Origin of the sequence: Lactococcus ileimucosae, from assembly GCF_943193185.1 — a bacterium.
GTDB lineage: Bacteria > Bacillota > Bacilli > Lactobacillales > Streptococcaceae > Lactococcus > Lactococcus ileimucosae.
In genome coordinates, this window is sequence record NZ_CALPDE010000008.1 from 19,413 (window position 1) to 41,880 (window position 22,468).

Consider the following 22,468-nt stretch of genomic DNA (forward strand, 5'->3'; position numbering starts at 1 on the left):
TGTATCAGAAAAGTATTAAACAGAAAACTGCTCCATCAATTCCACATCGGGGTATTTATCTTTGAACCAGCGCATGGCAAAGTCATTTTCAAAGAGGAAGAGTGGATGATCAAAACGGTCTTTAGCCAAGATATTTCGACTTGACGACATCTTCTCATCCAAGTCTTCTGGCCTAATCCAACGTACTGTTTTACTCCCCAGCGGTGTCATAATGATTTCCGAATTGTATTCATTTTCCATACGGTGCTTGAAGACTTCAAACTGCAACTGACCGACCGCACCAAGCATGATTTCTCCTGTTGTGTAGGTTTTATAGAGCTGAATGGCCCCTTCTTGCACCAGCTGTTCAATTCCTTTTTGGAAAGATTTTTGCTTCATGACGTTTTTTGCGGTCACACGCATAAAGAGCTCTGGTGTGAAAGTTGGCAGAGGTTCGAAAGGCGTTTTGAGTTTCCCTGTTGTCAGTGTATCCCCAACTTGGTAGGTCCCTGTATCGTAAACCCCAATGATATCACCCGCTACAGCATTTTCGACATTTTCACGGGATTCTGCCATAAACTGAGTCACGTTTGAAAGTTTGACTTGTTTGCCTGTACGGAGGAGCTTCACGCCCATTCCACGTTCAAATTCGCCAGAAACGATACGAACAAAAGCGATACGGTCACGATGGCGAATATCCATGTTGGCTTGAATTTTGAAGACAAAGCCTGAGAACTCCTCACGCAGAGGATCGATAAGCTCACCCTCTACTGTTTTATGACCATTTGGCTCAGGTGCATAGGTCAAGAAAGTATCTAGGAAAGTTTCAACACCAAAGTCGGTCAAAGCTGAGCCAAAAAATACTGGCGTGAGCTGACCTGCAAGAACTTTCTTCTCATCAAATTCATTACCTGCATCAAGTAAAAGCTCTGCATCTTCCATAGCCTGTGCATAGAAAGGGTTATTTGTCAAAGGATGGCTGGCATCAATCTCGCCGTTTTCATCAAACTCAATGAAACGTTCGCCGTTTTCAGGCTGATAAACCTCGATACGTTTGTTGTAGAAATCATAAAGTCCTTGGAAATTTTTCCCCATACCGATTGGCCAGTTCATTGGCACGGAAGCGATACCTAAAATATCTTCCAATTCGCTCAGCAAGTCAAGCGGTTCACGCCCATCACGGTCCAATTTATTAATAAAGGTAAATACAGGAATACCACGGCGTTTTACAACTTGGAAAAGCTTTTTGGTCTGAGCCTCGATACCCTTGGCGCTGTCAATAACCATGACAGCAGCATCAACGGCCATCAAGGTACGATAAGTATCTTCTGAGAAGTCCTCGTGCCCTGGTGTATCCAAGATATTCACGCGCTTGCCCGCATAGTCAAACTGCATAACAGATGAAGTCACGGAAATCCCACGTTCTTTTTCAATATCCATCCAGTCGGACTTAGCAAAGTTACCTGTTTTACGTGCTTTGACCGTTCCGGCCTCGCGGATGGCTCCACCAAATTTAAGGAGTTGTTCTGTTATTGTTGTTTTACCAGCATCCGGGTGACTGATGATGGCAAAGGTACGTCGTTTTTTTATTTCTTCTGCTCTATTCATTTTTCAAACCTATTCTTATCAAATTATATGCTTCTTAATTATAACAGAATTATCGTCTTGACTCTAGATTGATCTCCATGAGACTACGATAAACACAAAAAAATTATAAGAAAGAGAGGGGTTCTCTCATACTATCCTAAAAGTCTTAAAACCCTTTGCAATTGACGCGTACTATAAAAAAAAATTAAAATAAAAAAACGGAAAATTCCGTTTGTGAAATTGTGTAAAATCCATTTTTCATCACCCTTCTTTACCACTTTAAACATCACACCTCCTTCTTTCATGTCCTCTCTATCTTCAAATGATTCTTATCCAAAAGAATTTCAACTGTGACTTAATATTTCTTAAGAATTTTTTTCAAAGAGTGAATCGCGTTTTTGTACAAAAAATTCCCCATCCAATTCCTAAAGCAAGTAGAACATAGACTGTTAAAATTCCCCACGCTTCTAAAGAAGGTATCTGCAACATAGGTACGGGTTGAGTAATAACATTTTTTCCAACATTCGAAAAAACATTCATCATTCCATTTTTAAAATCATATTTTCCAAAATTAGGTAATACTAGATCATAAAGTAAAAATAAAACAATGCTTATAACATACTTTTAGCTGGCAGTTACAAGGCTTAAAAATCCCCATTCAGCAAAGATTTAATCCAATATTATAAATTGATACTTATTCATGTAAAATATGTCTTACCCGTGTATAATCTTTTGTGAAATTCAAAAGCGTGTAGCCTTACGGAATAATGGCTCGCATGAAATTAGTAAGAAGCGTTCACCAAGCAATAAAAAGTGTATATATAAAATAAAGAGCTGCATGATTTTGATGCAACTCTTTGTTTTGTATGTGTGTTTATATATAAATATTCAAGAGAAAACTTGCTGAGAAATAGCTTATACGACTCTGATAGCGTGTTATCCTATGTACAATAACAGTACAGCCTGCTTCAATTCATCAAAAGTGCAACAAGGATTCCTAAAATAGCACCGCCAAGCACCTGTACTGGCGTATGTCCCAGTAATTCCTTCAGCGCTTTTTCTGCATTGATCTTGGGGCTCTCAATCGTTTTGATAATGATATTCAGGATATAAGCATGCGTTCCTGCTTGACGTCGAATCCCCTGCGCATCATACATCACCACAAAAGCAAAAACTGTTGCTACCGCAAAAATAGGCGAGTCAAAGCCTTGCGATAAGCCCGTTGCTGTTGTCATCGAAACAACTAAAGCACTGTGGGAACTCGGCATACCTCCTGTCGCAAAAAGCAAGCTCCAATCCAGCTTTTTATAACGAAATACATCAACGATAATTTTAATTGTTTGTGCAGCAAACCACCCTACTAAAGCCGTTAGTAATATCTGGTTACTTATAATTTCTTTAAAAAAATTCATCGTATCCCCCTTCTCTTGCCATAAAAATTTTCAAAATAAACTATAAATCCTTAACTTCATTTTATATCATTTATAGAGATTTCAAAAGTAAAACAGTATATCTTCGCTATTTCTCTGCTTCTATCTAAAAAACCACACCATTTGGTGCAGTTTATTTCTTAAGCTGTTGCAATTTTTCTGTATTCAGCAGCTTCTTCTTCAGTTGATAAAACAAAGTGTCCTGGAGTGATTTCGCGAAGCTCACGCGGCTGTCCATCCAGCTCAGCTGTTGGATCGTAAGACTGAGGTACACGACTGCGCTCTGAGATTGGATCTGGTGCAGGAATCGCACTCAATAATGATTTTGTATAAGGGTGTAGGGCATGGTTATACACTTGATCTGAAGTCCCCACTTCAAGAATTTTCCCCCAGTGCATAACACCGATGCGGTCCGAAATATATTTAACCATTGATAAGTCGTGGGCGATAAAAAGATAGGTGAGTCCTTCTTTTTCTTGGATGTCACGCATCAAGTTGACAACCTGAGCTTGAATAGAGACGTCCAATGCCGAAATTGGCTCATCAGCTACAATAAATTTAGGATTCACTGCCAAAGCGCGGGCAATACCGATACGTTGACGTTGTCCACCAGAAAACTCATGAGGATAACGTGTCATATGATCTTGATTAAGTCCTACCAATTGGAGCAATTCTTTAACTTTTTCTGTGCGTTCTTCTGGGGTTTTAGCTAACCCATTAACGTCAATCCCTTCAGCAATGATGTCCTTAACACGCATTCTGCCATTCAATGATGCTTGCGGATCTTGGAAAATCATCTGTACCTTTTCACGGAATTTTTTCAGCTCAGTTCCTTTAATCTTGCTGACATCCTTGCCATTGAAATGAATTTCACCTTTATGAATGTCATAAAGCTTTAGAATTGCACGACCAATTGTCGTTTTACCAGAACCTGATTCACCTACAAGACCAAATGTTTCTCCCTCATAGATATGAAAAGAAACGTCGTTGATGGCTTTATTGACATTCTTTTTACCCTTGTTGAAAACCAGGTCAACACCCTTGAATTCGACAAGCTTTTTTCTTTCTTCAGTCATTATTCAGCATTTCCCTTCATTTTCATTTCTTCCCAACGCGCCCAACGCTGTTGGATATTTTCAGATGGTGTTACCTTTGGTGAACGCTCATCTAAGAGCCATGATTTCACTTGATGTGTAGGTGAAATTTCAAAGTATGGCGGTGCTTCTTCAAAGTCAATTTCCAAAGCATATTGGTTACGGACAGCAAAAGCATCACCTTTTGGCGGATGGAGCAGATCAGGAGGTGTTCCCGGAATTGATACAAGTCGTTCAACATCTGTGTCAACAGTTGGCATTGAGTCTAAGAGTCCCCATGTATAAGGATGTTGTGGGTTGTAGAAAATTTCCTCCACAGTCCCGTATTCCACAATCTCTCCGGCATACATAACGGCAACACGGTCAGCAAAACCTGCAACGACACCCAAATCATGAGTGATAAAGATGATTGAGGATTCGATACGCTGTTGCAGCTCTGCCATCATGTGCATAATCTGTGCTTGAATCGTTACATCCAAGGCTGTTGTTGGCTCATCTGCAATAAGAATTTCTGGATCAGCAGCAAGAGCAATCGCGATTACCGCACGTTGACGCATCCCACCAGACCATTGGTGAGGATAGTCGTTGATGTGCTGCTCACTTTGAGGAATCCCTACGGCTTTCATCAACTCTAAGGCTTTCGCCAAAGCATCTTTTTTCTTCATCCCTTTATGCTTAATTAAAGGTTCCGCAATTTGATTTCCAATACGCATGGTTGGGTCCAATGAAGTCATCGGATCTTGGAAAATCATTGAAATCTCATTGCCTCGGATTTTTTGCCAATCTTCTTCTTTGATGTCAAGCAGATTACGACCTTTAAAAAGGATTTCGCCTTTAGGTATTTCAGCGTTGGCTGCATTTAATCCCATCAAGGTTTTGTTTGTTACAGATTTACCTGAACCTGATTCACCAACAATAGCTAAGGTTTCACCTTTTTTCAAGTCAAAGGAAACATCACGGATGGCTTTCACCTTTCCAGCATATGTTTTGAAATTGACATGCAGATTTTTTACTTCAAGTACTTTTTCTTCTTTTTCAGTCATTTTACTTCCTCATTTCTTAGTCTTGGCCTGATTTTGGATCAAAAGCGTCACGTAAGCCATAACCAAAGAGGAAGAAGGCAAGTGACAAGAGTGACAAGACTACTGCAGGTACTGCAACTTGGAATGGATAGAATTGCAAACTTTGAATACCGTCAGAAATCAATGAACCCAATGATGCTGTTGGCGGTTTAACACCTAAGTTAATCGCAGAAAGAACAGCTTCAAAGAAGATGACTGACGGAATATCGAACATAATTTGTACGATAATAACACCCAGCATATTTGGAATAAGGTGTTTTACCATAATCTTGAATGGGCTTGCACCTAGAGTTTTCGCTGCAAGTACAAACTCACGTTCTTTCAGCGACAGGGTCATGTTTCTTACCTGCCGGGCAATCCCTGTCCAGATAAAGAGACCAATAGCCAAGACAATTGAAATTATCCCTTGACCTAGCAAAAGCCCGAACATGGTTACAATAACTAAACTTGGAATAGAGCTAATGATTTCGATGATACGTTGCATCACTGTATCAACTTTTCCACCAACCCATCCTGAGATTAATCCATAAGTGATCCCTATGAGCACATCAAAGACGATAGAGGCGAAGGCGATAATCAAAGAAATACGTAAACCAACGATTGTACGTTTGGCAATCGAGCGTCCCAAAGCATCTGTACCAAAGATGAATGATTTGCCTTCTGGGACATTTTGAACCTTGTACATGTCTTCCGCAATCGTACTTCCTGGTGCTGCAAAATTACCATTCCACCCAGGAATATTAAGATTTCCGAGTTTAGGTGGCAAGTTCTTATAAATTTGCACCTCATTAGGGTCAAAATGATTTGCCTCTGATTGAGGGACCAAAACTGTCGAAACTGCAGAGAACAGGAGCGTGAAAACAACGAGAATCATCGCTACCATCGCTACCTTATTTTTCTTGAAACGGCGCCAAGCATCTTGCCAGAAAGTGAGGGCAGGTTTCGCAATCATTTCACTCGCTTCAAAATCACGCTGTGTTACAAGTTTAAATTTACTGTTAATATTTTCCATTTTCTCCCCTCCTTCCTAGTCTAAACGCACACGTGGATCAACAAAGGCTGTAATAATATCTGTGATTAAAATCATCGCCATCAGCATCACAGCATAGACGATTGTCGTCCCCATGATGACAGGGAAATCCTTTGAAGGAATAGACTGAACAAACTGTTGACCGATACCTGGGATTGAGAAAATAGTCTCAATCAGAACTGATCCTGTCAAAAGTCCTGCACTCATCGGTCCAATAAGTGTCAACATCGGAATCAAAGAGTTACGAATTGCATGTTTCCAAAGTACTTCACGATCGGATAAACCTTTAGCCCGAGCCAGCAAGATATAATCTGATGAAAGAGATTCAATCATTTGGGCACGGACGAAGCTCATCACCTGAGACATTGGAGCAAAGGATAGGGCTAACGCTGGCAATATTGTTTGGGCAAATGTCCCCCAACCTGATACAGGTAAGAGCTGCCAAGTGTAACCAAAGTAAAGAAGGAGCAAAGTACCTACGATGAAAGAAGGAACAGAGAAGAACACTGTTGAGATAATACTCAAAAGACCGTCAATCCAAGTGTTTTTAAAACGTGCTGCAACAACACCAAAGAACACTCCCGCAACAACACCGATAAGAAGCGCTTCAAAACCAAGCTGGGCTGAAACAGGTAAGCGCTGTGCAATCATTGTGCTTACTGGTTGATTCGCAAAGGTAAATGAAGTTCCAAAATTACCTGTGAAGGCATTTTGCAGGTAGATAAAATACTGAACAATCAACGGTTTATCTAAACCATATGCGGCATTCAACTGTTGAATTTGCTCTGGTGTTAATTTAGGGTTATTAAAAGGCGTTCCCGGCATAACCTGCATCAGGAAGAAAGTTGCCGTAATAACCACAAATAATGTCAAGAGCATCAATAAGATACGTTTTACAAGATATTTAGCTAACATATAATAATTCCTTAATAAAAACACGAAAAGTAGGCCTAATAAGCCCTACTTGTTCGTTTGATGTTAGTGCCTACTATTTTTCGATGTAAACACCTTTGAGATCGTAAGTCAAACCTGTTGAGTTAAATTGCAAACCTTTAAGGTGTGGGTTACGAAGGACTGGTGTTGAACGGAAGTACATTGGGTTGATGCTTGACTCATCAAAGAGCGCTGCTTCTGCATCTTTGTAAGCTTGATCACGAGCTTTATCGTCCAATACTACTGGCACTGTTGATGCTTTTGTCCAAGCTGCTTGGTAGGCAGGATTAACAAACTTACCATCGTTATAACCTGAGCCATCTGCAAAGAGTTGCAAGAATGTTGATGGTTCAGCATAGTCACCGCCCCAAAGTGAGAGAACCACATCAAAGTTTTGGTTCTTCGAATCTTTCAAACGTTGTTGGAAAGGTACGATTTTTTGAGTAAGTGTCAAACCTGGCAATGTTTTAGAAAGTGAAGCTTGCAAGAAATCAGCGATAGATTTTGAAACTGGCGCATCAGCATCAGTTGTATACTGGAGATTCAGTGATGTTACACCGACTTCTTTCAAACCTTTTTCCCAAAGTTCTTTTGCTTTCGCAGCATCGTAGTTGTAATCTTGTTTAGCAAATTCAGCGAAGTCTTTACCATCTGCTGTTACTGACATGCCTGCTGGTGTAAAGGTTTGTGCCACTGTACCTGCTGGGATGAATTGATCAACAATAGCTTTACGGTCAGTTGCTAAGTTAAGAGCTTCACGGATATTTTTATTTTGAAGTGCTTTGGCTACTTCTGGACTTGTTGTACCGCCACCAGATTGATTATATTGAAGATAAGCAGTTGTTGCTTCTTTTAGAACAACAAGGTCCTTACCGTCGTTGTAACCTTTGTTGGCATTATACAAATCCATAGTACCCAAGGCCGCTTGGTCTAACTTACCTTGTTTAAAGAGCTGAACAGCTGTGTTTGGATTTGATTGAACAGTGTAGTCGATTTCCTCTGATTTTACATTGTCTTTGTCATAGTAGTCAGGGTTTTTCACAAGTGAGTAGCTGTTGTTTGTTCCTGTCCATCCTGCATCTTTCTTGAACATGAATGGTCCAGAGTAAACAACTTTATCAGATGAAGTACCGTACTGTTTACCAAATTCTTCAACTGCAGATTTGTTTACAGGTTTGTAAACGCCATTAGCAAGAAGGAATTTGAAGTAAGGCGTTGGCTGTGTCAAAGTAACTACAAGCTCATGATCACCATTTGCTTTTACGCCCAACTCATTGAGATCTTTAATCTTACCTGTGTTGATTTCATTCGCATTTTTGATGTTCCCCAACAAGTAAGCATATTGTGAACCTGTTTCTGGGTTTACAGCACGCTGCCATGAATAAAGGAAATCCTTTGCTGTCAATGAATCACCGTTTGACCATTTGAGACCGTCACGCAAAGTAATCGTGTATGTCAAACCGTCATCTGATACTTTAATATCTGATGCCAAAGCGTTTTGAGCAACACCTTTGTCGTCAACACGTGTCAAACCTTCTTGTACATTTCCGATAAAGAGATTTGAATACGCATCTGTCGCCAAACCTGAATCCAATGTCGCAATGTTCGTAGGAACTGAGAGTTGGGGATTGGCTGTTTTTGAGTCCCCCCCGCCATTTCCACAAGCTGCTAGGAGCCCTACCGAAGCCAGGGCAACTGTTCCTAATGATACTTTTTTCCAATTATCCATGTAACATCCTCTTTCTATTTGATTTATTCGACAACACCTTATTTGTTTAGTATTGTCTGAAAATTTATTATGTTCTCTATTATACTTAATTCAACCTAAATTGTAAAGACTTTTCTACATATTTTTTGTAAATTTTTGACATTAAAAATTTTTATGGACCATTTCCGAACATTGTTGCCTATTTCAAGTGTTAAAAAAGCATTTTACATGCTTATTTTTGTAATTCCTCAACAATTGTTCCTAATTTCATGCTGTTCGATCCTTTAAGGAGAAGCTGGTCTTGCGGGCGCAAAATTTCTTTAATATTTTCTGCAAGCTCTGTGAGGTCTGTGAAGTAAGAAACTCTATCTTGTGGAAGTTCCACCAGAAGATTTTTCATTAATTCACCATGTAGATAGACATAATCCATGACAGAAAAATCAAGGGATTGAGCAATGTCCCCATGAAGTTCTGGTGCTTGCTCTCCTAGCTCAAGCATATCCGCAAGAACCGCAAATTTACGTCCTCCCTCGTTTTTAGGTATAGCCTGGAAGGTTTCCAAGATAAGTTTCATGGCTGTAGGATTGGCATTATAAACATCACTGAGGATATCGGCACCATTGCTTGCTTTTTTCCACTCCGTACGGTTTCGGGTTAATGCTACACTGGAAAGCGCATGTGCGATCTTATCTTCCTCAATGTCAAATAAGGTTCCCACATAGGCAGCAAGCATCGCATTGGTCGCATTAAATTTTCCCGGAACAGGAATAGTAATCTCCCTATTCAGGAAATTTGTAGTGAAGCTAAGTTTGTCCTTATGTTCGATAAGTTGTGTCACAAAAATATCCTCATCTGGACCAAAGCGCGTAATTTTTGTATCTGCTGGCAAATATTTGTTGATAATTTTATCTGCTGGGACAATAAGTTCACCATCTGGCCGTAAGCCCGCCTTAATGCCCAATTTTCCCTCCGCAATCTTGTCACGTGTCCCGAAAAATTCCAGATGCGATTCGCCGATGAGAGTTACGATTGCTATCTTAGGTTTGGCCATTTCTGAGAGAAAATCAATATCGCCAAGGCGGTCCATTCCCATTTCCAGAACAATTTTTTCAGTATCATCCGGCATGTGTAAAACGGTGTAAGGCATGCCTATCTCATTGTTATAATTCCCTTGTGTCTTATAGGTCTTATATTTTTCAGAAAGTACCGCATGAATCATGTCCTTTGTGGTGGTTTTACCATTTGACCCTGTGACGGCAACTACTTCAACTGCCATTTTTTCTAGATAATACTGGGCCAGTCTTTGGAAAGCAGTCAAGCAATCTTTGACACGTAAATGTGGGGCTTGAATATCTTTTTCTGAAAATGTCGCAATTGCACCTTGTGCAAAAGCTGTTTCAATGAACGTGTGACCATCTCTTGTTCCCTTAAGAGGCAAGAAGATATCCCCTTCTTTGACTTTACGGCTGTCAAATTCAATATGATGAACTTCTGTATCTGCCAGTTCTGACCAGTTGTTTGTCGCACCGACAATGCGGGCAATTTCGTGTAATGTAAGCTTCATAGTTCCATTATACCAGAGGCTAGGACAAAAGTCCTAAAAACAGAAAAACGCTCGTTCTTGGCATAAAAGTATGCCAAGAGTGAGCGTTTTGAGTTTATGTCTTGCCTAACCTTAGATAAATTTTGAACTTTTGTTCCCATTTCATCGGCTGAAACAGACACTATGAAATTGCCTTTTATACGGGAACTTTATAGGGCTATTGTATCAGAAAAGAAGTCGCTCTCCTCTCGCCAGCATTTACTTTTTAATAACCATTTTAATCGCTTGATTTATTTTTCTCTCACGCTCCTTTTCATCAGTTTCTTCTAATAGCAGAAGACAGTTTTGTAAATTTTCAGCAACGATAAGTCCTATCAAGCTATCTAGACTAGAGCGAACCGCTTTGAGCTGTGTTACTACTGCCTCACAGTCTTTTTCTTCTTCTATCATGCGTAGAATACCCTGTAGCTGACCGTCTGCTCTCTTCAGCCTGTTTTTGACCTTACTATCATAATTTATTTCCATTAAAATATCTTCCTTTCCCTTTATGCTGCTCCCTCACGATAATACATCAAAAATAAAAATCTTATCCAAAAAAACCTAAAGAAGTTTCTTTAAGTTTCTGATAGGCTCTACTATAAACTTTTCTACTGCATACTATAGGAGATGACTTTCGCGATTTTTAAAAGCTTCTTGAGCAAGGGAAACTAACTCTTCAATCAGCTCACTGTATGACAATCCCATATTTTCCCAGAGTAACGGATACATTGACCATTGTGTGAACCCTGGTATTGCATTAACTTCATTGAGATAAATGTTCCCCTTTTCATCATAGAAGAAATCACACCGTGATAAACCAGCACCATTCATTGCTTGATAAGCCTTTTCAGCATAATCGCGTATTTTTTCCGCTATCTCGTTTGGAATATCGGCGGGAATTGCCATTTCAATCTTATTGTCAATATATTTTGAACGGTAGTCGTAAAAATCCACGTCCTTAACAACTTCACCTGGAAGAGTCGAGCGGACCTCCCCACCATTGCCCAGTACTGCGCACTCTATTTCACGCGCTACGACGCCCTGTTCAACAACGACACGATTGTCATATTTGTAGGCTTCTGCTAGACCTGCTTCTAACCCCTCTAGGCTACTTACTTTAGAAATACCGACACTTGATCCCATATTAGCCGGTTTTACAAAAACTGGGAAAGTCAGTTTTTCTTGGACTTCTGCATGAATTTTGGCTTGGTTTTCATCCGCATAAGCCGCAACATAAGGCACTTGTGGTATGTTCACTGCAGAGAAAACGTGCTTGGCCAACAGCTTATCCATGGTTGCACTGGCTGATAGGATATTTGGCCCCACATAAGCAAGGCGCAGAATTTCCAAGAAGCCTTGAATTGAGCCGTCTTCACCCATAGGACCATGTAAGACAGGAAAAACAACCGCATCTTTTTCATAAATGTCAGATGGAGCAACTTTTTGTTCTGTCTTGACCGTTTCATTCGTCATTAATTTTTCATTTTCTGCAGGTGTTTCAGTGAATTCTTGTGTTTTGATAAAATCACCAGCTTGACTGATAAAATAAGTCTTCACCTTAAACTTGTCATAGTTCACTGCACGCATCACGCTTTCAGCCGAAAGAACGGATACTTCTCGTTCAGCGCTACGACCGCCATATAATAAAATCAATGTTTCTTTTGACATAATTTTCTCCACTTAAATTTCCATACGATTTTCAACTGCTTTTGATAATGTAACCTCATCAGCATACTCAATATCTGACCCAACTGCAAGACCGCGTGCTAAACGTGTCACCTTGATCCCTGCAGGTTTAATCATACGGGAGAGATACATAGCTGTAGCTTCGCCATCAGATGTTGCATTGGTAGCAAGGATAACTTCTTCTATCTGGCTGTCTCCCATGAGCCTTGTCAAGAGACTCTTGACATTAATTTCATCAGGTCCGATACCGTTCATTGGGCTAATCGTTCCATGTAAGACATGATAAAGCCCTCTGTACTCACGAATTTTTTCCATAGCCAAAACATCTTTACTCTCTTCTACAACCAGTATCGTTGTACGATCACGAAGGGGGTCTTCACAAATGGCACAGGGATCACTTTCTGTTAAGTTTCCACAGATTGAGCAAAAGCGTAAATCACGCTTTGCTGATATAAGGTTTCGGGCAAATTCATTAACGTCTTGATCATCCATTCCAATCGTATGAAAGGCCAGACGTGTCGCTGTTTTTTGCCCAATGCCGGGCAGCTTGCTAAAGCTTTCTATAAGTTTAGCGATTGGTTCTGGATAATAAACCATGTTTTCCTTTCTTCTTTCTAGTAAGATAAAGTCATAACTATTATACCATACCTCTTTCTATGAAAATTCTCAATCATTTCTCAACAGGACAAAAATGGCAATACTTAGTATGAGGAGAGCAATAAATGCTTCTTACTTTAGTGAGCTAGGGGCATTGAGTATTATAACACAACTTAGATTTCTATACATTTTAAGATATAAAGAAATACTCTAAAAGCAGGCGCCACTTTTTGCTATAATAAACTTGAAATCTGATACCTATCTACTGAAAGGAGAGTCACCTCTATGATTGAACAATGTACATTAACATCAAGTGACAAGCAAACTGAACTTAATCTGCTTCATTGGTCACTCGAAAAGCCCAAAGCGGTTATCCAACTCATCCACGGCATGGCAGAAAATATCGAGCGCTACAATGATTTTGCACTTTATCTCAATAGCTTAGGCTTTGTGGTTGTCGGGCATGACCATTTAGGTCATGGGGATTCTGTAAATAAGCAAGAGCCACTTTATGGTTACTTTGGCGAAGAGGGCTTAAAAAATGTTGTTACCGATATTCACTTGGTAAAAACATGGGCACAGAAAAAATACCCAGAGTTGCCTTATTTTATGCTGGGACACAGTATGGGCTCTTTTGCTCTACGTAATTTTCTCCAGGATTATCCTGTAGATATTCAGGGGGCGGTTTTTATGGGTACTGGAACTAGCCCTATACACTTGAATCTGCTTTTACCATTTATAGAAAAAATCAGTCAAAAAAGAGCTAAAAATGTTGCCAATACCATCGATAAACTTGCTTTCGGTAACTACAGTAAAAAATTCCCCAAAAAGGGAAATTTCAATTGGCTCTCGAAAAATCAAAAAAATGTCGCTAGCTATGAAAAAAATCCTTTATTAGGTTTTACTTTCACACACAACGGCTTTGTCACACTTTTTTCTCTCGTCAAAAGAGCCAACCAAAAAAACTGGATGCAAAATATACCTGCTGACTTACCCCTCTTAATCTTAAGCGGCACAGATGATCCCGTGGGAAACTTTGGCAAAGGACCTCAAAAAGTATATCAAGAACTGGAAAAAGCAGGTTTTCACCACTTAGACCTCCAACTTTTTTCTGGACTCCGGCACGAAATTCTCTTTGAAGATGAATGCGAGGAGGTCTATCATACTATCGGGCAATGGCTTAAGAAACACCTCAATCATCAATAGACTCTCTTATGTTCTGAATGATTTCAAGCGTCAGAGGGTCTTTTTCTTCTGCATAAGTAAGGCCTAAAAATGTACGATGATAGTTGCTGCCCAAGCTCTGATAAGGTAGCCCTTCTGAAACAAAGCGTTTAGAAATCAGAGAAACGCCTAAACCTGCTTGGACATGGGCAATAATCATGTCATTATTGTTCATTCTCACCAGATAACGCGGTTCGAAATTTTCTTCTTGCAGATATTTTTTAATATAATGTCCCACACCTGAACCAACTTCTCTTGTAAAAAATGTCTCGCTACCCAAATCTCCTGCTAAGACAAGCTCGTCTTTACACAGAGGAAAAGTCTCCACTTGCTCACTGGCTAAAGTTTTTTCGATAATACCAAAATGCAGCTCATGGTTCTCTATTAGCTTGAAAACTTCTTCTGAATCATACATAGATATTTTCAAGTCTATCTGATTCAAATAGGGCATCAGTTTTGGATAGAGCAGAGGCATAATACTAATTGCTGCACTTTGCGAGATTCCTATTTTAAAAGGTTTCTTTGCTAGACTTTTTTGGTTGAGCTCCGACTGCAACTGCTCCCAATCTTGCACATACTTGACAGCTTTACTGTACAAAAGTTTAGCTGCCTCTGTCGGAATCACTTCTCGATTTTTCCCTCGAATAAAGAGAGAATTCCCTAGTTCTTCCTCTAGTTTCTTTATCCGTACAGTCACTGTGGGCTGTGAGATAAATAAGTATTGCCCCGCTTTGGTAAAGCTCCTTGTCTCATATATGGCAATAAATGTTTCAAGTAGTGAAAACATAGTCGCTCTCCTTCATTATTTTTATTATTTTTTTCTATCCTTGTAATTACAATAATTCATTTTACAAATTAAATCAAGTGTTTTATACTTAAAATAGTAAATGAACTGTAGGAAGTTATCTTCACAGCTCATACTCAAATCAATCTGTTAGGAGTTCTTTATGAAACAAGTATTTTTAGATTTTTTGAAAAAAATTCCTATTCCCATTTGTGGTTTAATCTTAGGTATGGTATCTTTGGGCAACCTTCTCTACTCCAAGGGTTACCCTGTCTTAGGTAACTTTTTTGATCTGGCTGGCCTCTTTTTTATGGCCTTGATACTTATGAAACTCATATTTACCATGCGTCATCTCATAGAGTCGCTCAAAGATCCTATCATTGGTTCAGTTTCTCCGACTTTTACAATGGCTTGGATGGTCATTTGTGTCTTTCTTAACAGGGTCTTTCCACACTCTCCTCTTGTTTATCTTATCTGGTTAGCCGCCGTCATTCTTCATTTCTTGTTAATGGCATACTTTATCGGTCTTCATATTATTCCTCAAAAAGTCGGAATGCAACATGTTTATCCCAGCTGGTTTATTACCTTTGTTGGTCTTGGTGTTATCCCAAATACCGCAACAGCTTTTAACTTAGAAATTGGCCGTATTGTCCTATGGCCTGCACTTCTCTTCTACTTTATACTGCTTCCAATCATTGGGCATCGCATATTCATTTTCAAAAAAATGCACGAATCCACCCTTCCTCTCATTACTATACTTACAGCTCCTGGTTCTCTTTGTCTAGCAGCTTACTTGACTGTGATGGATGACAAGTCTCATCTCTTTGTTTTCAGCTTGTTTGTGCTTTCGCAACTCATCTACCTTATCACCGTTGTGCTCATCATTCCTTTATTACGGTTGCCTTTTTATCCTAGTTATGCAGCTTTTACATTCCCTCTGGTTATCTCGGCGACTGCGGTTAGCTTGTTGAGCAAAAACTATCCTGACTTAAACTTTCTCTTAACGCCTTTAACGGCAATAGAGCTTTTCATAGCCTTTTTAGCAGTCAGCTACGTTTTAGTTCGCTATGCTTATTTCCTATTTAAAAAGGCTTAAACCAATAGAACCCTCAGTTTGTCACCAAGCTGAGGGTTCTTATTTTTCTATTTGAAGTGGTACATTGAATTATAGAGGTTTGTAATCTCACGTGTAATGTTTTGACCTATCTTAGAGGTTACACCTCCTTCTTTAACGGTCGTTTGTGGCACCATAACACCGATAGAAATTTGTGGGTTTTCAGTCGGCGCAAAAGCAACAACATTATTAACCGTTACTGGAATCGTTGTCCCATCTGGTGCTTTATAAGGAACTTCGGCAGTTCCTGTTTTCGCAGAAATTGAAACTTCAGCCCCTTGTGACGGGCGCATGTAGTAACCCGTTGCCCCAATCTGACCGTTAACCAATTCGTTCCCATGCACTACTTTATACATTCCGTAATGCAGGACATCCATGTTTTCTGGCGTGATATTGACTTTATCCATAATCTTAGGTGTTATATTTTTAACAAGATTACCCATCCCCCCTTGAGAGTCAGTTTCATAGATTCCGTCTACAATATGAGGAGACAGACGTTCCCCATTATTCGCCAAAGTCATACCATATGTGGCAAGCTGGAGAGGTGTATAGGTATCAAACTGTCCAAAAGATTCCATAAGCAGGTTGGAGACGTTTGTCTTATTTGCATCTGGCAAATATCCTATTTCCTCACCCGGGATATCAAAACCAGTTGATGTTCCCAAACCGTAAGAAGCAAATGTTTCGCGTAATTTCTTAAAGGCTTCAACACTTTTAGAATCATCCACGGACATATTCGGAACATAAGGCTGTCCCAGCATCTTGAGAGCAATCTGGACCATGTAGGTATTTGATGAATATTCTAAGGCTTGAACAGCATTGATAGGAAGACTGCCGTTGGTAAACCAAGATGTGATCGCACTTGAACCGGCCAGCTGAATAGGCATATCATAAAGCATCTGGTTATTGGCTATCACGTTTGCATTCCATCCTGCTGTTAGAGTAGCTGGCTTAACCACTGATCCTGGTACAAAAGCAGACTGGAAAGTGCCATTTGTATCTTTTTGAAGAGCACCTGTTGTTTCATCACGCTTGAGCCCTGACAAAGCCAGAACAGCACCGGTCTTAGAGTCCAGCACAACAGCGTAAGCCCCTTGCGAATAAGTTCCGAAGCCGTCGGCAATCATCGCATTCACCTGTTCTTCTAAAATCCTATCCACAGCATTTTGAAATTGTAAATCAATGGTAAGCTTGAGGTTGTCCCCTTTACTTCCCTTTTGTTCTACTTCTGTTCCCGTAACATTCCCTTGCTTATCCGTAAGTACCTTACTTATCTTAGGAGTGCCTTGTAGATACTTTTCGTAACCTTTCTCTAAAAAAGCTGTTCCTACTCGGTCATTGCGCTGGAAACCTTCTTTAAGATACTCATCCAGCAAGTTTGATGGAATCCCTTGTTTCTGAGTGGTTACTGTACCTAAAAGTGGCTTAAGAACTGTGTCTGCATATTTTCGGTTCCAACTGTTCCCCACAGAAACCCCTTGAAGTTCTCCTTCATGCTCGCCAATGTAGGCCTGCTGCTCCGCAGTGAGGTTACCTGTGGTAATAACTGTCGTGTTAAAAACTGCAGTGGCGTTCATCTCTTTAAAGAGCTTGACTGCAAACATCTGTTGTTCATTAAAATTTATATCCTCAGCCGTCACTTTGCTAAGTTGAACATTGTAAAGCTCTGCACCAGTGAGTAGATTTCCTCTTTTATCCGTTTTTTCTCCCTTTGTCAGCTGCTGATTGATTTTATTCAAGTTACCAGCATCAGCTAGGAAATAGTCTTTTTTATCACGTTCAGTTATCTGGTCAAAATCATTGTCCAAGGATAAGATACCTACCAAACGGTCAGCAATCTTACGCATGTCATCTGCTGTAGTGTTCTGACCGCGTGTATACTCGATAGCTTCCACCGGCTCCGTTGTTGCCAGAGGAACTCCCTTTGCATCATAGATATTTCCTCGTGGCGATCCCTGAACTATCTGTAAAGAGCCCGCTCCACCAGACTGTTTGCTCTCATAAAAACTTTGGTTCATTACTTGCATATGGTAAAGTTTGCCAATGAGAACTAAAAAGAGAACCGTGATGACAAAAAAGAGGAGTTTTACTCGCCCTGATGCCAACATGGTTGGGTTTTTCAACACTTTCCGTGTTTTATCTTTTTTTCCGCTTAATTCGTTTCGTGTTTTTCTTTTCTCAGACATGGGACCTATCCTAATTTTCACTCGTCGTTTTCATACCTACACATTTTATCATATTAAACTGTATTTTACCTTACATTTTTTGAAGAAAAGAAAAAAACCGCCAAAGGCAGATTTTATCGTGTTACTTATGCTTGTTTTGGCGCAAGATAGTACTCTTTTACAAGGTTCAAATCATCGTCAAATTCAAAAACAAGTGGTGGGAAGTTAGGGATTTCAACATCCATAATTTCTTCATCCGAAAGTTGTTTAATATGTTTGACTAAGGCACGAATCGAGTTGCCATGTGCACCAACAAACACGTTTTTGCCATCTTTCAAGGCTGGAGCAATTTGATCTTCCCAGAAAGGCAACGCGCGTTCGAGTGTAACTTTGAGATTTTCAGCATCAGGGATGAGGCTGTCTTCAAGGTTAGCATAACGACGGTCAGCATGTGCTGAGTATTCGTCATCATGTGGCATTGCTGGTGGCAATACGTCATATGAACGGCGCCAGATATGAACTTGTTCATCGCCGTGTTTAGCAGCAGCATCAGCTTTGTTCAAGCCAGTCAAGCCACCATAGTGACGCTCGTTCAAGCGCCAAGTTTTAACAACTGGTACCCAAAGTTGGTCAGAGTATTCAAGTGCATAGTTTGTAGTTTTAATTGCACGTTTCAACACAGATGTATAGGCAATATCAAATTCGATGCCTGCTTCTTTGATGAGCTTACCTGCATCAATTGCTTGCTGTGTTCCGTTTTCTGAAAGGTCTACATCAGCCCAACCTGTGAAAAGGTTAGCCAAGTTCCATTCTGATTCACCATGACGTGCAAAAACTAATTTTACCATTATGTGCATTCTCCTATGTTAAATGTTTTACAAAATTTGTGTACTGCTCTATTTTACACTAATTTTCATATTTTTTCTAGCCTAGACTCAAGCACGATTAAAACTTATACTTCTCAAAATAAACTTCTAAACTTCGCTTATAGGATCTAGCCGCATCTGTCAGAAGTTGACTTTTTTTCTTCACCAAAATTAAGCTGTTAACATTATCCCCATCCATAGGAACAACTGTAACATTATGAACACTTGCCTTATCAATAAAGCCTAGACCAGTAGCATAAGCATCCGTACGTTCCAGTATACCATTTAAGGTCGCACGGTCAGTAACATTATAAATAAAAGTGTTTTCGAAGGTTTCTACTAAATCCTCAGAATAGTAAAGAAACTGTTCGTTTTCTTGAGTAAAACGTACACGATCCAAAGTTTTCAAATCACTTGTTTTGATAGTCTTTTTACGTGTCAACGGATGATTCTTTCTTAAATAAATATGGGTCTGCGAAATGAAAAGTTCTTCGTAATCTAATTCAAGCTTGTCCAGCATACGTAAGATACCTGAACGGTTATGCTTGTTTAGGTAAACAACACCAAGCTCGCTATGCCCCTGAGCAACCTCTTGTAAAATGTTATAGGTTGTTGACTCAAAAACTCGGAAATTTTTGATTTCTGGATTTTTCTTGGAAAACTCGACACCGACAGGCGCAAGGAAGTCATAGTGCTGACTCGCAACAGAAAAATGACGCTCTGTTTCTTTTGGCTTGGCATACTTTGCCTCAAAAGCTTCAAAATTACGTAAAATTTCCTGCGCCTGCTCATAGAAGCGTTCACCCTCAATCGTCAAGCTTGCTCCTGTATTTGTACGCTCAAAAATTTGGAAATTAAGTTCTTGTTCTAAGTCTTTAACAGCGATGGACATCGACGGCTGACTCACAAAGAGCTGCTCACTCGCCTCTCGAAAAGTTCCAGTATTAGCGATAGCTACAACATAGCGAAGCTGTTTTATATTCATGATAACTCCTTGTTCCTTCTTTAAGCAGTATAAGTAATTTCATAGAGATGAGCCACTCCCCTCAATGCTTCTCGTCACAATGGCACTAGTGCATGATGCTGAAAGGCAAAAATGATAGTTTTGGCCTTCCGTCTCATAAGAGGCTATGGGTCTTGACAGCCAGCATTGATGCCCTTCGGTACACTGCTGGCAGTGTATTAAAAAAGCCTATAAATAAATTATACACTATTACATAGGCTTTTCATTTTATTTTACTGTTTAGTTTGCTCTTTTTTCAACACCTGCACGTTTCCAAAGTACACATTGATATTTTTCACACCAGAAAACATCTTCTTCTTTTTTCTTCACGTTTCCAAGCTGAAAAATAAAAAGCTCGTCAACTTTAGTCCCTAAAATCTCGGCCAGCTTAAAAGCTAACAGAAGTTCAGGATCATATTTATCATTTTCAATTGCATTGATGGTTTGTCGACTAACATGCGCGATGCGTGCTAAATCTTCCTGAGAAAGTTTTTGTGCCTGTCTAAATTCACGAATCTTATTTTGCATGCTTCCTCCTGATGATTTTGTCAAATCTGTTTTACTTTTACTATTTAATCATCTTTTGCAACTTTTTGCAATACATTTTTCCGAGAAAACTCTTGGTCAAAGACCAGTACTCTACTTTTCAATCCCGACCCGGTAGCTCAACTCAATAAATCCTTTAAAAGTGTTTCCTGTTTCCGTTTCAGAGTTAATCACCCTCTGCTTTTCACTCAGCTGTTTCACTGACTTGCCCTTTAAATTATCAAAAAAGAGCTGTTTTTTCTTCTAATTTTTGAAACTATATCGGATTTCTTTTTTCTTCAATCAGGTCTTCTTTTTACTTTTAGTATTGATTGATGTTTACATTCTTCAGCATCACACGCCAAACAGGTGCTTTAAGCAATAAAAGTTTTCCTCTTTTTTCCAAAATAAAGTTTCTTATCATTAAAGAAACAAAAAATATTACCTCTTTTGTTCTATTCAAATGTAAAGTATAATGAATGCAAAAGAATGAAAGAGGTTTCATATTGATAGATTTTTTAAAACCGGCACCAGATGCAGAAGAAAAGATCCCCGCAGAAAATGTAACGCGTTTGTATAAAATATGGCAAGTGCGTGTGCTTATATCAACATCTATTGTTTATATCGGCTATTACATTATTCGACTCATTTTCACCATTCAACAAAATGATATTTCAAAAGTCTATGGTTTTTCCATGGGACAAATCGGGACAATCCTCTCCATGTTTGGAATTGGTTACGGCATTTCTAAACTCATCATGGGAACACTTGCAGACCGCGCGAATCCTAATCGCTATGTCGCAACAGGATTAATTGTTTCCTCAATCCTAAACGCATTGTATGGCGCAACAGAAAGTTTTAGGATGATTCTCTTTCTAATGTTCCTAAATTCTATTATGCAGGGAATGGGCGCTGCGGCTTGTCAACGTTTAATCAGTCTCTGGTTTGGCCGTAAGGGTATTGGGTCTATCATGGCTCGGGGAACAGCGTTTTCAATCTGGTCGTCTGCCCATAATGCAGGAGCATTCATGTGTGTTGCTGTCATCAACTTGTCCGCCTTGCTTTTTGGCGCCTCACTTCGCTGGAGTTTTTGGACTGCTTCCATTGTCTCTATCGCTATCGCAGTTCTTGTTCTTATCCTTGGGAGTGATCGCCCAAGTACTAGAGGGCTGCCTACTATTGAAGATTATACTGATGATAAAGTTGTAGTCAAAGACGGAGAAGTTGTTGAAGGTGAAGTTTCAACAGAGAGCGTTTTTAAAATCTTCTTTGAGTATATTGTCAAAAACAAACTGATTTGGGCTGTTATTTTGGCCTCACTTTCCATTTATGTTGTCCGCTACGGGATTATGAGCTGGATGCCAAACTATTTAGTCCACGTCAAAGGTTTTGAAAATTCTACGGCAAAATGGCTGACGGGAATCTTTGAACTAGCAGCTGTTCCTGGTGTCATAATCATCGGTTTCATCACAGACTTGCTTAAGGGACGGCGAGCAATCATGGTATTAATTTCATTAATCGCGATGTTAGTGTGTCTGGTTACTTATTTTGCAGCAACTGATCACACACTCATTATTGTTATTTTACTCATCATGGGAACATTTATATATGCTCCTGCGACAATCGTTGGCTTAATGGTCAACGAAGCTGTACCAAAGTTCGCTAACGGGATGTCTACAGGTACAATGGGATTTTGTCAGTACATCATTGGAGAGGTTATCGCAACATTAGTTATTGGTTGGCTTGTTGAAGCTTATGGCTGGTATGCTGGAAATATAGTTGTTTATTTCTTTGCTACTGTCGCTATACTTGCTTCAATCTATATTTTAATCCATCAAAATCGCAATTACAAAAAAATTGATAAAAAAGAAAGCCATAGTATGAAATAAGCCACAATAAAATACTCAAGCAGTGTGATTGCTTGAGTATTTGTTTTGCTGTACAGGTATGTACCAGAATTGAAGAGTTTCTACTGGCTTAATGCGCATAGCTGGACAAAGCTCCGCCATCCAGCAGTTTCTCTCTGGGATTTCTCTGTCTACAATCCAAACGGCTGCAGAATTTCTGACAGCAAGGGGA

General features: G+C 39.7%; 19 protein-coding genes. 3 read left to right on the forward strand and 16 right to left on the reverse strand.

Annotated features, from left to right (window positions below):
• Positions 1 to 15 precede the first annotated feature (15 nt).
• The 11 genes from NFR51_RS04980 to recR form a co-directional block, all read right to left on the reverse strand.
• Entirely contained in the window at positions 16 to 1,587 is a 1,572-nt protein-coding gene (locus tag NFR51_RS04980; RefSeq protein ID WP_251712613.1) for a peptide chain release factor 3, read from the reverse strand.
• Positions 1,588 to 2,534: 947 nt separating this feature from the next.
• Complete coding sequence (locus tag NFR51_RS04985) at positions 2,535 to 2,978, reverse strand: divergent PAP2 family protein (protein WP_251712614.1); 444 nt, start codon at positions 2,976 to 2,978, stop codon at positions 2,535 to 2,537.
• A gap of 158 nt (positions 2,979 to 3,136) precedes the next feature.
• Entirely contained in the window at positions 3,137 to 4,072 is a 936-nt protein-coding gene (locus NFR51_RS04990) for an ABC transporter ATP-binding protein (protein ID WP_202229849.1), read from the reverse strand.
• Positions 4,072 to 5,133, reverse strand: coding sequence for an ABC transporter ATP-binding protein (locus NFR51_RS04995; RefSeq protein WP_251712615.1), 1,062 nt, complete (start codon positions 5,131 to 5,133; stop codon positions 4,072 to 4,074). Before NFR51_RS04995 ends, NFR51_RS04990 begins: the two co-directional genes overlap by 1 nt.
• A gap of 16 nt (positions 5,134 to 5,149) precedes the next feature.
• Positions 5,150 to 6,184, reverse strand: a complete 1,035-nt coding sequence (locus tag NFR51_RS05000) for an ABC transporter permease (protein WP_251712617.1) — start codon at positions 6,182 to 6,184, stop codon at positions 5,150 to 5,152.
• 15 nt (positions 6,185 to 6,199) lie between these two features.
• On the reverse strand, positions 6,200 to 7,117 hold the full coding sequence (locus NFR51_RS05005) for an ABC transporter permease (RefSeq protein WP_202229843.1): 918 nt from the start codon (positions 7,115 to 7,117) through the stop codon (positions 6,200 to 6,202).
• A 73-nt stretch (positions 7,118 to 7,190) separates the two neighbouring features.
• The gene (locus NFR51_RS05010) at positions 7,191 to 8,864 is read right to left on the reverse strand and encodes a peptide ABC transporter substrate-binding protein (protein ID WP_251712618.1); all 1,674 of its coding nucleotides are present in this window, start codon (positions 8,862 to 8,864) and stop codon (positions 7,191 to 7,193) included.
• 211 nt (positions 8,865 to 9,075) lie between these two features.
• Positions 9,076 to 10,407 (reverse strand): UDP-N-acetylmuramoyl-tripeptide--D-alanyl-D-alanine ligase, encoded by a 1,332-nt coding sequence (locus NFR51_RS05015; RefSeq protein ID WP_251712620.1) that lies wholly within the window; start codon positions 10,405 to 10,407, stop codon positions 9,076 to 9,078.
• Positions 10,408 to 10,644: 237 nt separating this feature from the next.
• Positions 10,645 to 10,911, reverse strand: coding sequence for a metal-sensitive transcriptional regulator (locus tag NFR51_RS05020; RefSeq protein WP_251712621.1), 267 nt, complete (start codon positions 10,909 to 10,911; stop codon positions 10,645 to 10,647).
• A 132-nt stretch (positions 10,912 to 11,043) separates the two neighbouring features.
• Positions 11,044 to 12,093, reverse strand: coding sequence for a D-alanine--D-alanine ligase (locus NFR51_RS05025; RefSeq protein WP_251712622.1), 1,050 nt, complete (start codon positions 12,091 to 12,093; stop codon positions 11,044 to 11,046).
• A gap of 12 nt (positions 12,094 to 12,105) precedes the next feature.
• Positions 12,106 to 12,708 carry a recombination mediator RecR gene (recR, locus tag NFR51_RS05030; protein WP_251712623.1) on the reverse strand — a complete coding sequence of 201 codons (603 nt, stop codon included), beginning with the start codon at positions 12,706 to 12,708 and terminating at the stop codon, positions 12,106 to 12,108.
• 285 nt (positions 12,709 to 12,993) lie between these two features.
• Between recR and NFR51_RS05035 the strand changes: the two genes are divergently transcribed.
• Positions 12,994 to 13,914 (forward strand): alpha/beta fold hydrolase, encoded by a 921-nt coding sequence (locus tag NFR51_RS05035; RefSeq protein ID WP_251712624.1) that lies wholly within the window; start codon positions 12,994 to 12,996, stop codon positions 13,912 to 13,914.
• Here the strand turns inward: NFR51_RS05035 and NFR51_RS05040 are convergent.
• A complete protein-coding gene (locus NFR51_RS05040) occupies positions 13,901 to 14,719 on the reverse strand; it encodes a LysR substrate-binding domain-containing protein (RefSeq protein WP_251712625.1) in 819 nt (272 codons plus the stop codon). The two genes, NFR51_RS05035 and NFR51_RS05040, sit on opposite strands and share 14 nt — an antisense overlap.
• A gap of 160 nt (positions 14,720 to 14,879) precedes the next feature.
• Between NFR51_RS05040 and NFR51_RS05045 the strand changes: the two genes are divergently transcribed.
• Positions 14,880 to 15,812: a TDT family transporter gene (locus NFR51_RS05045; RefSeq protein ID WP_251712626.1), complete on the forward strand. Its 933-nt coding sequence runs from the start codon at positions 14,880 to 14,882 to the stop codon at positions 15,810 to 15,812.
• Between the two features lie 47 nt (positions 15,813 to 15,859).
• Here the strand turns inward: NFR51_RS05045 and NFR51_RS05050 are convergent, their stop codons facing one another.
• The 4 genes from NFR51_RS05050 to NFR51_RS05065 form a co-directional block, all read right to left on the reverse strand.
• Positions 15,860 to 18,016, reverse strand: coding sequence for a penicillin-binding transpeptidase domain-containing protein (locus NFR51_RS05050; protein WP_251712627.1), 2,157 nt, complete (start codon positions 18,014 to 18,016; stop codon positions 15,860 to 15,862).
• A gap of 125 nt (positions 18,017 to 18,141) precedes the next feature.
• Positions 18,142 to 18,843, reverse strand: a complete 702-nt coding sequence (locus NFR51_RS05055) for a phosphoglycerate mutase (protein ID WP_251712628.1) — start codon at positions 18,841 to 18,843, stop codon at positions 18,142 to 18,144.
• A gap of 97 nt (positions 18,844 to 18,940) precedes the next feature.
• Positions 18,941 to 19,846, reverse strand: coding sequence for a LysR family transcriptional regulator (locus tag NFR51_RS05060; protein ID WP_251712629.1), 906 nt, complete (start codon positions 19,844 to 19,846; stop codon positions 18,941 to 18,943).
• A gap of 258 nt (positions 19,847 to 20,104) precedes the next feature.
• Positions 20,105 to 20,392: a helix-turn-helix transcriptional regulator gene (locus tag NFR51_RS05065; RefSeq protein ID WP_202229818.1), complete on the reverse strand. Its 288-nt coding sequence runs from the start codon at positions 20,390 to 20,392 to the stop codon at positions 20,105 to 20,107.
• A 503-nt stretch (positions 20,393 to 20,895) separates the two neighbouring features.
• Between NFR51_RS05065 and NFR51_RS05070 the strand changes: the two genes are divergently transcribed.
• Positions 20,896 to 22,278, forward strand: coding sequence for an MFS transporter (locus NFR51_RS05070; protein ID WP_251712630.1), 1,383 nt, complete (start codon positions 20,896 to 20,898; stop codon positions 22,276 to 22,278).
• Positions 22,279 to 22,468 lie beyond the last annotated feature (190 nt).

Bases quoted from the DNA above. Each gene is read 5' to 3' on its own strand.
- NFR51_RS05055 (WP_251712628.1), bottom strand. From the start codon at position 18,843: ATGGTAAAATTAGTTTTTGCACGTCATGGTGAATCAGAATGGAACTTG.
- NFR51_RS05025 (WP_251712622.1), bottom strand. From the start codon at position 12,093: ATGTCAAAAGAAACATTGATTTTATTATATGGCGGTCGTAGCGCTGAA.
- NFR51_RS04995 (WP_251712615.1), bottom strand. From the start codon at position 5,133: ATGACTGAAAAAGAAGAAAAAGTACTTGAAGTAAAAAATCTGCATGTC.
- NFR51_RS05005 (WP_202229843.1), bottom strand. From the start codon at position 7,117: ATGTTAGCTAAATATCTTGTAAAACGTATCTTATTGATGCTCTTGACA.
- NFR51_RS05010 (WP_251712618.1), bottom strand. From the start codon at position 8,864: ATGGATAATTGGAAAAAAGTATCATTAGGAACAGTTGCCCTGGCTTCG.
- NFR51_RS04985 (WP_251712614.1), bottom strand. From the start codon at position 2,978: ATGAATTTTTTTAAAGAAATTATAAGTAACCAGATATTACTAACGGCT.
- NFR51_RS05050 (WP_251712627.1), bottom strand. From the start codon at position 18,016: ATGTCTGAGAAAAGAAAAACACGAAACGAATTAAGCGGAAAAAAAGAT.
- NFR51_RS05015 (WP_251712620.1), bottom strand. From the start codon at position 10,407: ATGAAGCTTACATTACACGAAATTGCCCGCATTGTCGGTGCGACAAAC.
- NFR51_RS05045 (WP_251712626.1), top strand. From the start codon at position 14,880: ATGAAACAAGTATTTTTAGATTTTTTGAAAAAAATTCCTATTCCCATT.
- NFR51_RS05000 (WP_251712617.1), bottom strand. From the start codon at position 6,184: ATGGAAAATATTAACAGTAAATTTAAACTTGTAACACAGCGTGATTTT.
- NFR51_RS05040 (WP_251712625.1), bottom strand. From the start codon at position 14,719: ATGTTTTCACTACTTGAAACATTTATTGCCATATATGAGACAAGGAGC.
- NFR51_RS05035 (WP_251712624.1), top strand. From the start codon at position 12,994: ATGATTGAACAATGTACATTAACATCAAGTGACAAGCAAACTGAACTT.
- NFR51_RS04980 (WP_251712613.1), bottom strand. From the start codon at position 1,587: ATGAATAGAGCAGAAGAAATAAAAAAACGACGTACCTTTGCCATCATC.
- NFR51_RS05060 (WP_251712629.1), bottom strand. From the start codon at position 19,846: ATGAATATAAAACAGCTTCGCTATGTTGTAGCTATCGCTAATACTGGA.
- recR (WP_251712623.1), bottom strand. From the start codon at position 12,708: ATGGTTTATTATCCAGAACCAATCGCTAAACTTATAGAAAGCTTTAGC.
- NFR51_RS04990 (WP_202229849.1), bottom strand. From the start codon at position 4,072: ATGACTGAAGAAAGAAAAAAGCTTGTCGAATTCAAGGGTGTTGACCTG.
- NFR51_RS05020 (WP_251712621.1), bottom strand. From the start codon at position 10,911: ATGGAAATAAATTATGATAGTAAGGTCAAAAACAGGCTGAAGAGAGCA.
- NFR51_RS05065 (WP_202229818.1), bottom strand. From the start codon at position 20,392: ATGCAAAATAAGATTCGTGAATTTAGACAGGCACAAAAACTTTCTCAG.